Raw genomic sequence first — 7,408 nt, 5'->3', positions numbered from 1 at the left:
CCCGCAACCAAAATGGTCCCGTGGTGTAGCGGTTAACATGCCTGCCTGTCACGCAGGAGATCGCCGGTTCGATCCCGGTCGGGACCGCCATTTTTATGCCGGTGTAGCTCAGTTGGTAGAGCAACTGACTTGTAATCAGTAGGTCGTGGGTTCGACTCCTATCGCCGGCATCATCCCATGGAGGGGTAGCGAAGAGGCTAAACGCGGCGGACTGTAAATCCGCTCCTTAGGGTTCGGCGGTTCGAATCCGTCCCCCTCCACCATTTTAGGGGCATAGTTCAACGGTAGAATAGAGGTCTCCAAAACCTTTGGTGTGGGTTCGATTCCTACTGCCCCTGCCAGGTTTCGAGGTACTCGTTATCAAACACTGCTGTGATTACATATAGTGGCGATTGTGGCGAAGTGGTTAACGCACCGGATTGTGGTTCCGGCATTCGTGGGTTCGATTCCCATCAGTCGCCCCATTTAATAATTGGGGTATAGCCAAGCGGTAAGGCAACGGATTTTGATTCCGTCATGCCTAGGTTCGAATCCTAGTACCCCAGCCATTCATTTCTTAATATGAGCCATTAGCTCAGTTGGTAGAGCATCTGACTTTTAATCAGAGGGTCGAAGGTTCGAGTCCTTCATGGCTCATCATGTTTTTATAAAAATTATGCGCCCGTAGCTCAATTGGATAGAGCGTCTGACTACGGATCAGAAGGTTATGGGTTCGACTCCTGTCGGGCGCGCCAAAAAAGCCTAATAGTATCGGAATGTAGCTCAGCTTGGTAGAGCACTTGGTTTGGGACCAAGGGGTCGTAGGTTCGAATCCTGTCATTCCGACCATCTTTCCTGATTGTTGGGGCCTTAGCTCAGCTGGGAGAGCGCCTGCCTTGCACGCAGGAGGTCAGCGGTTCGATCCCGCTAGGCTCCACCATTTATATAATTTCCGGAGGTATACCCAAGTCTGGCTGAAGGGATCGGTCTTGAAAACCGACAGGCGGGTAACACCGCGCGGGGGTTCGAATCCCTCTACCTCCTCCATTTTTCCGGGTCAGTAGCTCAGTTGGTAGAGCATTAGATTGAAGCTCTAAGTGTCGGCGGTTCGATTCCGTCCTGACCCACCATCTGCGGGTGTAGTTTAATGGTAAAACCTCAGCCTTCCAAGCTGATGTCGTGAGTTCGATTCTCATCACCCGCTCCAAAAAATAATGGGCCTATAGCTCAGCTGGTTAGAGCGCACGCCTGATAAGCGTGAGGTCGATGGTTCGAGTCCATTTAGGCCCACCATTATTCCGAAGTAGCTCAGTTGGTAGTAGCACCTGACTGTTAATCAGGTTGTCGCAGGTTCGAGTCCTGCCTTCGGAGCCACGGCCCGTTGGTCAAGTGGTTAAGACACCGCCCTTTCACGGCGGTAACACGGGTTCGAATCCCGTACGGGTCATCAAGCATGTTGCACATTCGTGCAACATGCTTTTTTGTATGCTTTGAAAACCCCCTGCTGTGCAGGGGGTTCCGGAAAGCTTTTAGCTATGGACAACAAAAAAGCTCCAATCGTACAGTCAAGTCAGGTCTGGTTAACCGACTTCGTACGAAAGGAGCCTCCAAAAATGGATAATAAAAGTTTAGCACATACAACATGGAATTGTAAGTATCACATCGTGTTTGCCCCAAAGTATAGAAGACAAATTATTTATGGTCAAATTAAAGTCGATGTAGGAAGAATATTACGCCAATTATGTGAAAGAAAAGGTGTAGAAATCATAGAGGCAACAGCATGTCCAGATCATATTCATATGTTGGTAAGCATTCCACCAAAATTAAGTGTATCTGCGTTTATGGGCTATTTAAAAGGGAAGAGCAGTTTAATGATTTTCGATCGACATGCGAATTTAAAGTATAAATATGGTAACCGTCAATTCTGGTGTCGAGGATACTATGTGGATACAGTCGGTCGGAATAAGAAAAAGATACAGGAGTATATAAAAAATCAATTACAGGAAGATATCCTGCAAGATCAAATGACAAAGAAAGAATTCATAGACCCGTTCACAGGAGAAGAAATTAAGAGAAAGAAAAAATAAGTAAGCCGCTTTAGCGGTTTGTGTGGAAACGGAGTGCGGTTGGCAGACCTTTCAGAATGTCTTTAGACATGGGCCAGTCCCCCCAGCGTTTTACGCGCAGAGCAAACCACCAGTTATACTGGTGGTTCTGATTTATGCCAACTAAACTGACAAACAAAGGTCACCATTCGTTAAGGAAATTTTATTTCTAATGCACATGTAATAACGTCTGCTCCTAAATACTGCGAAGGTAGTGACAATGATAAACAAAATTGCAAATGTGACTGAAAGTGTCTCGTGTATTACCTACTTCGAAATAAAAGAACGTTATAATAGCAAGTCTATACTCAATAGTTTTTTCCTCTGTAACTTCCTCTAATTTTTATAATGTCTACTCAAAATAGGAACCCTAATCCATAAATAACTTTAGTTTTAACTTCTTTCAGTAAGTGTTTTGGTAGCGAAAGCGAAGCGTCAGCTACACAGACAAAATACGTTGTTGCTGACGCTACGCTTTCGTGCATAAAACATCTGCAGGCCTAAGCACAAAGCCGAATCTGGACGCAATTATGCCGAGGTATAATTGATAAAAAAGAAGAAATGATATGAAATATTGAACAAAGTATTTCATATATAAAATATGTATGTTTTCAGGCAGATTTTTTCGTGGTGATTATAGTTCCATTCCTCTAATATGAGGGTAGATGGAGGAATTCGATATGAATTTACATGAAGTACAGCGGTTTTTAGAACTTTATCAAGTAGAACAAAATGAGCCTAAAACATGGCTAGAAAATAAATTACAGCAAATTAAAAAAGCAGGCGAATATATACCGACAACGGAAGAATTAATCTTTGGTGCACGAGTAGCATGGCGCAATAGTAATAAGTGTATTGGTCGATTGTTTTGGCAATCGCTGCATGTTGTTGATGCCCGAGATATTTCAAAAGAAGAGGATATTTTCAACGCATTGCTTGAACATATTCAATATGCAACAAATGATGGGAGAATTCGGCCAACAATAACGATTTTTGCACCGGGGCGAGTTCGTGTATGGAATCATCAGCTAATCCGTTATGCTGGCTATGAAACGGAATCTGGAACCGTTGGTGATTCGCATTCTGTTGAGTTTACAAAAGTATGTGAGTCACTTGGCTGGCAAGGTAAGAGAACAGCATTTGACGTGCTTCCGCTCGTTGTACAGGTGGATGGAAGGGAACCACAAGTCTTTACTATCCCTGACGAATATGTACTAGAGGTGCCGATTCGTCATCCGGAATCTGCTCAAGTAGAGAAGTTAGGATTAAAATGGTATGCAGTGCCGATAATTTCGAGTATGCGCTTCCAAATGGCAGGTATCGATTTTGAAGCAGCCCCATTTAATGGCTGGTATATGGGTACAGAAATCGGGGCACGTAATTTAGCAGATCATGAGCGTTATCATATGCTGCCCGTTATAGCAGAAATTTTTAACCTTGATACAACGAAACAGGCTTCTCTATGGCGTGATCGTGCATTAGTTGAGCTGAATATTGCAGTCCTACATTCCTTTAAAGAAGACGGTGTCAGCATCGTAGATCATCATACAGCTGCACAGCAATTTAAATTGTTTGAGGAAACAGAAGAAGCAGCGGATCGTGAAGTTACAGGTAATTGGACGTGGTTGATTCCACCTCTTTCACCAGCTACAACTCATATTTTCCATAAGCCTTATGTTAATGTTTACAATACACCTAACTATTTCTATCAGAAACCACCTTATTAGTAGAGAAAGGCAGCTCACTTTAACTATGAGCTGCCTTTTTTAATTCACATATTCACATATTCATTTTTAGAAGCCCTGAATGAACATAAGAAAAGTATCAATACTACGATAACAAATAACCAACCAGTGATATTCCAGCCACCAAATAAATCATGCAAATAACCAAATAAGATTGGACCGATTGCGGCTAATAAATATCCTAATGATTGTGCAAAACCTGATAAATCAGCTGCCTCAAAAGCTGTACGGGTACGTAGAGTAAAGAACATCATCGCTAATGCGAATGAAGCCCCTCCTGCTAAGCCTAGTAGCACCATCCACAGTACAGCGAGGCTTGTCCATTCCATCACTACTCCGATAAAGCCAACTAAGTAAAATATCGTAAACATTAATACGAGAGGACGTTGAGATGTCATTTTACTAGCGATAATAGGCACAGCTAAAGCCATTGGAACTTGTGAAAATTGCATGATGGAAAACATCCAGCCTGCACGATCAGCAGCTAATCCTTGTGATATATATATTTCAGGAATCCAAGCGGCAGTTGTATAGAATAATAATGACTGAAATCCCATAGCCCCCGCCACTGCCCAAGTAACAGGTGATTTCCATAATGGTGTACGTTCTTTCGTCGTTTTAACAGTAGACTCAGGCTTATTAAATTTCAGCTGTGGAATCCAAATTAATATGGTTAACACCACAAGAACAAGTGCGATTGCTAAAGCTCCCTGCCAGCCAAATGATGAATTGGCAATAGGATAACTAATGCCAGCACCGAGTCCAGCTGTCAAATTCATCGACATTGTGAACAATGCCATAAGTAAACCTACGTGATAGGGAAATTTCAATTTAAGTAATCCGGGAATTAGTACGTTACCGAATGAAATGGCTATACCAATTAGCATAGTACCAAATATGAGTAAACTAGTTGTGCCAAGGGAGCGTAGGACAATTCCTACCGCTAAAAGAATAGTTGATAAAAATAATGTTAATTCTAGTCCAAATTTACGTGCGACAATTGGTGCGAATGGTGAAATGATTGCAAATGCTAGCAATGGGATCGTTGTTAGAAAGCCCGCTAGTACATTGGATATGCCGAGGTCTTCACGGATAAAGGATATAATAGGTCCAACAACTGTTAGCGGCATCCGTAATGTCGAGGCAATACAAATTACTCCGATAACTAGTAATAAGGTTGTACCTTTCCAGTTAATTTTCCTGCTAGGATAAGTATCGGTATGTTCATGAGTAGTCAAATAAGTCCCCCCTGTTAGAACAATTTTGATTGAATCACTATACCACTTTATCACACTAATGAAAATAGTGGAAAATTCGCAAAATAAAGAACATTACTCGAGTTATTGAAATGTCATAGGTCGTATGTTAAACTAATACCCATCATAAATTTAATATTTAATGCCTCATGTTTATATTGAGGTAGAGGTCGCGGTATTTAAGAGTATGTTAATGGAAATGACAAGCATTAGAGAAATTAACTGAAAGGAAATACTGCCGAAGTGTGAGGGGACTTGAAAACCTCATGCTGGGGCTGTCTCCGAAAGGAACAGAACTGTCACGTTTGGACAACGTGTTGAGCTATCATTTTGAAGGAACAGAGGATTTACTTAGCCATCACAGCAACGTTCATGTGATGGCATTTTTTTGCCTCTTAAAAAGGAAGGAAGCTATATTGTGAGTGAAATAAAAGTCAATCAGCTCGGCCATAAAGCACCGAAGCTGAAAAAAGAATTAAAAAGCCGTCATATTACAATGATTTCATTAGGCGGTACAATCGGTACAGGATTGTTTTTAGCAAGTGGTGGTGCCATTGCACAAGCAGGCCCTGGCGGTGCACTACTCGCCTATGCATTAATCGGTATCATGGTGTATTTTTTAATGACGAGCTTAGGCGAAATGGCAGCTTATATGCCATCATCGGGCTCATTTAGTACGTATGCTACAAAATTTGTAGACCCAGCTTTAGGCTTTGCACTTGGTTGGAACTACTGGTACAACTGGGCGATTACAATTGCGGCAGAAATTTCTGCTGTCTCATTAATTATGAAATATTGGTTCCCAGATAGCTCATCAGCACTTTGGACTGTTTTATTTATTGCTGTAGTTTTAACGTTCAATCTATTATCGGTAAAAAGCTATGGTGAAAGTGAATATTGGTTTGCAATGATCAAGGTTGTAACTGTAATCATTTTTATTATCATCAGTTTCTTAATGATTTTTGGTATTTTAGGAGGACACGCTCCGGTAGGCTTTACGAATTTCTTTATCGGTGATGGACCATTCCATGGTGGGCTCCTTGCTACATTTGGTATTTTCTTAGCTGCGGGATTCTCATTCCAAGGGACAGAGCTACTTGGAATAACAGCAGGTGAAACGGATGACCCTGGTAAAAATATTCCGAAAGCCGTGAAGTCTGTTTTCTGGCGAATTCTATTGTTTTATATTTTAGCGATTGCTGCAATTGGGATGCTGATTCCATTTACAGATGCACGTTTGCTATCTGAAGATATCGCTGTTTCACCATTCACACTTGTGTTCGACCGTTTAGGAATTGCCTTTGCTGCATCATTGATGAATGCTATCATTCTAACGGCAATGCTGTCAGCAGGGAATTCAGGGCTTTACGCATCGTCACGTATGCTTTGGCAATTAGCGGTAGATGGACATGCACCGAAAATTTTCACTAAACTAAGCCGTCGAGGTATTCCGATTTACGCATTAATGGCGACTTTAGCAGTAGGGTGCCTAGCATTTTTAGCTTCATTCTTTGGTGATGGTGTAGTCTATATGTGGCTGCTAAATGCCTCTGGGATGTCTGGCTTCATTGCCTGGTTAGGAATTGCATTTAGCCATTACCGTTTCCGTCGAGCGTTCGAGGTACAAGGCTTAGATCCGAAATTGTTACCGTATAAAGCAAGGCTATTCCCATTCGGCCCGCTATTTGCCTTTACGGTTTGTATGATTGTTGTTATTGGACAAAACTACAATGCCTTTATGGGTGAAACAATAGATTGGTACGGAGTCCTTGTCTCATATATCGGTATTCCACTGTTCTTATTCTTATGGCTTGGCTATAAAATCAAGCATAAAACAAAAATGCTTCCATTAGAGCAATGTGATTTAAAAGTCGAACAATAAAAAATAAAACTGTCCTGTGAGCCATAGAAAATGACTTGCAGGGCAGTTTTTTTAAGTTAGAAAATATTAATGAATTTGTAACCCCAGACGTACATTCAAAATACTAAAATAATGTTTAACGTTTAAGCCCCAAAGCCTCGTATCCTCATAATAGCAATCATCGATCCGTAGATGACAAGAATAAGCAAAATGATGAGTAATCCTAAATATTTAGAAATACCTTTTCAGCGGGTGTCCAAACATCCGCTGCGTTAGCACTACGCTTTCGCGCAAAAAACATCTGCCGCTGACGCTTCGCTTTCGCGCAAAAAACATTTGTTGGCCTAAAGCTTCCGGCGGATGGATAAAAAATAGCCCATCACCAAAAGTAGGGATGACGTTTGTTAGACTAGACACCCAGGAAAGTGCCCAGTCGGAACGGAAATCAGCCCCGGAGCCCCT

General features: G+C 41.8%; 4 protein-coding genes, 16 tRNA genes and 1 riboswitch. Of the genes, 19 read left to right on the top strand and 1 reads right to left on the bottom strand.

The features are described 5' to 3' along the window. Positions 1-14: 14 nt before the first annotated feature. The 18 genes from ACQKOF_RS20830 to ACQKOF_RS20745 all read left to right on the top strand — a co-directional run bounded on the left by ACQKOF_RS20830 (position 15) and on the right by ACQKOF_RS20745 (position 3,811). Positions 15-90: transfer RNA gene (locus tag ACQKOF_RS20830), tRNA-Asp, on the top strand. Between the two features lie 7 nt (positions 91-97). Further along, positions 98-170 (top strand) — tRNA-Thr (locus ACQKOF_RS20825). 9 nt (positions 171-179) lie between these two features. Beyond that, positions 180-263 (top strand) — tRNA-Tyr (locus tag ACQKOF_RS20820). 4 nt (positions 264-267) lie between these two features. After that, a tRNA-Trp gene (locus ACQKOF_RS20815) sits at positions 268-341 on the top strand. A 47-nt stretch (positions 342-388) separates the two neighbouring features. Continuing rightward, positions 389-464, top strand: a tRNA-His gene (locus ACQKOF_RS20810). Between the two features lie 9 nt (positions 465-473). Beyond that, positions 474-548, top strand: a tRNA-Gln gene (locus tag ACQKOF_RS20805). A 15-nt stretch (positions 549-563) separates the two neighbouring features. After that, positions 564-636: transfer RNA gene (locus tag ACQKOF_RS20800), tRNA-Lys, on the top strand. A 21-nt stretch (positions 637-657) separates the two neighbouring features. Continuing rightward, positions 658-734, top strand: a tRNA-Arg gene (locus ACQKOF_RS20795). Between the two features lie 17 nt (positions 735-751). Then, positions 752-828: transfer RNA gene (locus tag ACQKOF_RS20790), tRNA-Pro, on the top strand. Between the two features lie 15 nt (positions 829-843). Next, positions 844-919 (top strand) — tRNA-Ala (locus tag ACQKOF_RS20785). Between the two features lie 14 nt (positions 920-933). Beyond that, positions 934-1,026, top strand: a tRNA-Ser gene (locus ACQKOF_RS20780). Positions 1,027-1,033: 7 nt separating this feature from the next. Further along, a tRNA-Phe gene (locus ACQKOF_RS20775) sits at positions 1,034-1,109 on the top strand. Positions 1,110-1,112: 3 nt separating this feature from the next. Continuing rightward, positions 1,113-1,186 (top strand) — tRNA-Gly (locus ACQKOF_RS20770). 9 nt (positions 1,187-1,195) lie between these two features. Next, positions 1,196-1,272 (top strand) — tRNA-Ile (locus ACQKOF_RS20765). Between the two features lie 4 nt (positions 1,273-1,276). Then, a tRNA-Asn gene (locus ACQKOF_RS20760) sits at positions 1,277-1,353 on the top strand. 1 nt (position 1,354) lies between these two features. Further along, positions 1,355-1,426: transfer RNA gene (locus ACQKOF_RS20755), tRNA-Glu, on the top strand. Between the two features lie 166 nt (positions 1,427-1,592). Beyond that, positions 1,593-2,066 carry an IS200/IS605 family transposase gene (gene tnpA, locus ACQKOF_RS20750; protein WP_427561209.1) on the top strand — a complete coding sequence of 158 codons (474 nt, stop codon included), beginning with the start codon at positions 1,593-1,595 and terminating at the stop codon, positions 2,064-2,066. Positions 2,067-2,764: 698 nt separating this feature from the next. Next, positions 2,765-3,811, top strand: a complete 1,047-nt coding sequence (locus ACQKOF_RS20745) for a nitric oxide synthase oxygenase (RefSeq protein ID WP_427561207.1) — start codon at positions 2,765-2,767, stop codon at positions 3,809-3,811. A gap of 44 nt (positions 3,812-3,855) precedes the next feature. On the opposite strand, the gene ACQKOF_RS20740 is transcribed toward ACQKOF_RS20745, so the two are convergent. Beyond that, on the bottom strand, positions 3,856-5,067 hold the full coding sequence (locus tag ACQKOF_RS20740) for a CynX/NimT family MFS transporter (protein ID WP_427561204.1): 1,212 nt from the start codon (positions 5,065-5,067) through the stop codon (positions 3,856-3,858). A gap of 174 nt (positions 5,068-5,241) precedes the next feature. Further along, positions 5,242-5,418: riboswitch (Lysine riboswitch) on the top strand. Between the two features lie 85 nt (positions 5,419-5,503). Between ACQKOF_RS20740 and ACQKOF_RS20735 the strand changes: the two genes are divergently transcribed. Next, a complete protein-coding gene (locus ACQKOF_RS20735) occupies positions 5,504-6,967 on the top strand; it encodes an amino acid permease (RefSeq protein WP_427561201.1) in 1,464 nt (487 codons plus the stop codon). Positions 6,968-7,408 lie beyond the last annotated feature (441 nt).

Origin of the sequence: Lysinibacillus sp. NPDC093190, assembly GCF_050280425.1 — a bacterium.
In the GTDB taxonomy this organism is placed as follows: Bacteria; Bacillota; Bacilli; order Bacillales_A; family Planococcaceae; genus Lysinibacillus.
This window is presented reverse-complemented; position numbering and strand designations above follow the sequence as displayed.

Coding starts and splice junctions, on each gene's coding strand:
- ACQKOF_RS20745 (WP_427561207.1), top strand. CDS start 2,765: ATGAATTTACATGAAGTACAGCGGTTTTTAGAACTTTATCAAGTAGAA.
- tnpA (WP_427561209.1), top strand. CDS start 1,593: ATGGATAATAAAAGTTTAGCACATACAACATGGAATTGTAAGTATCAC.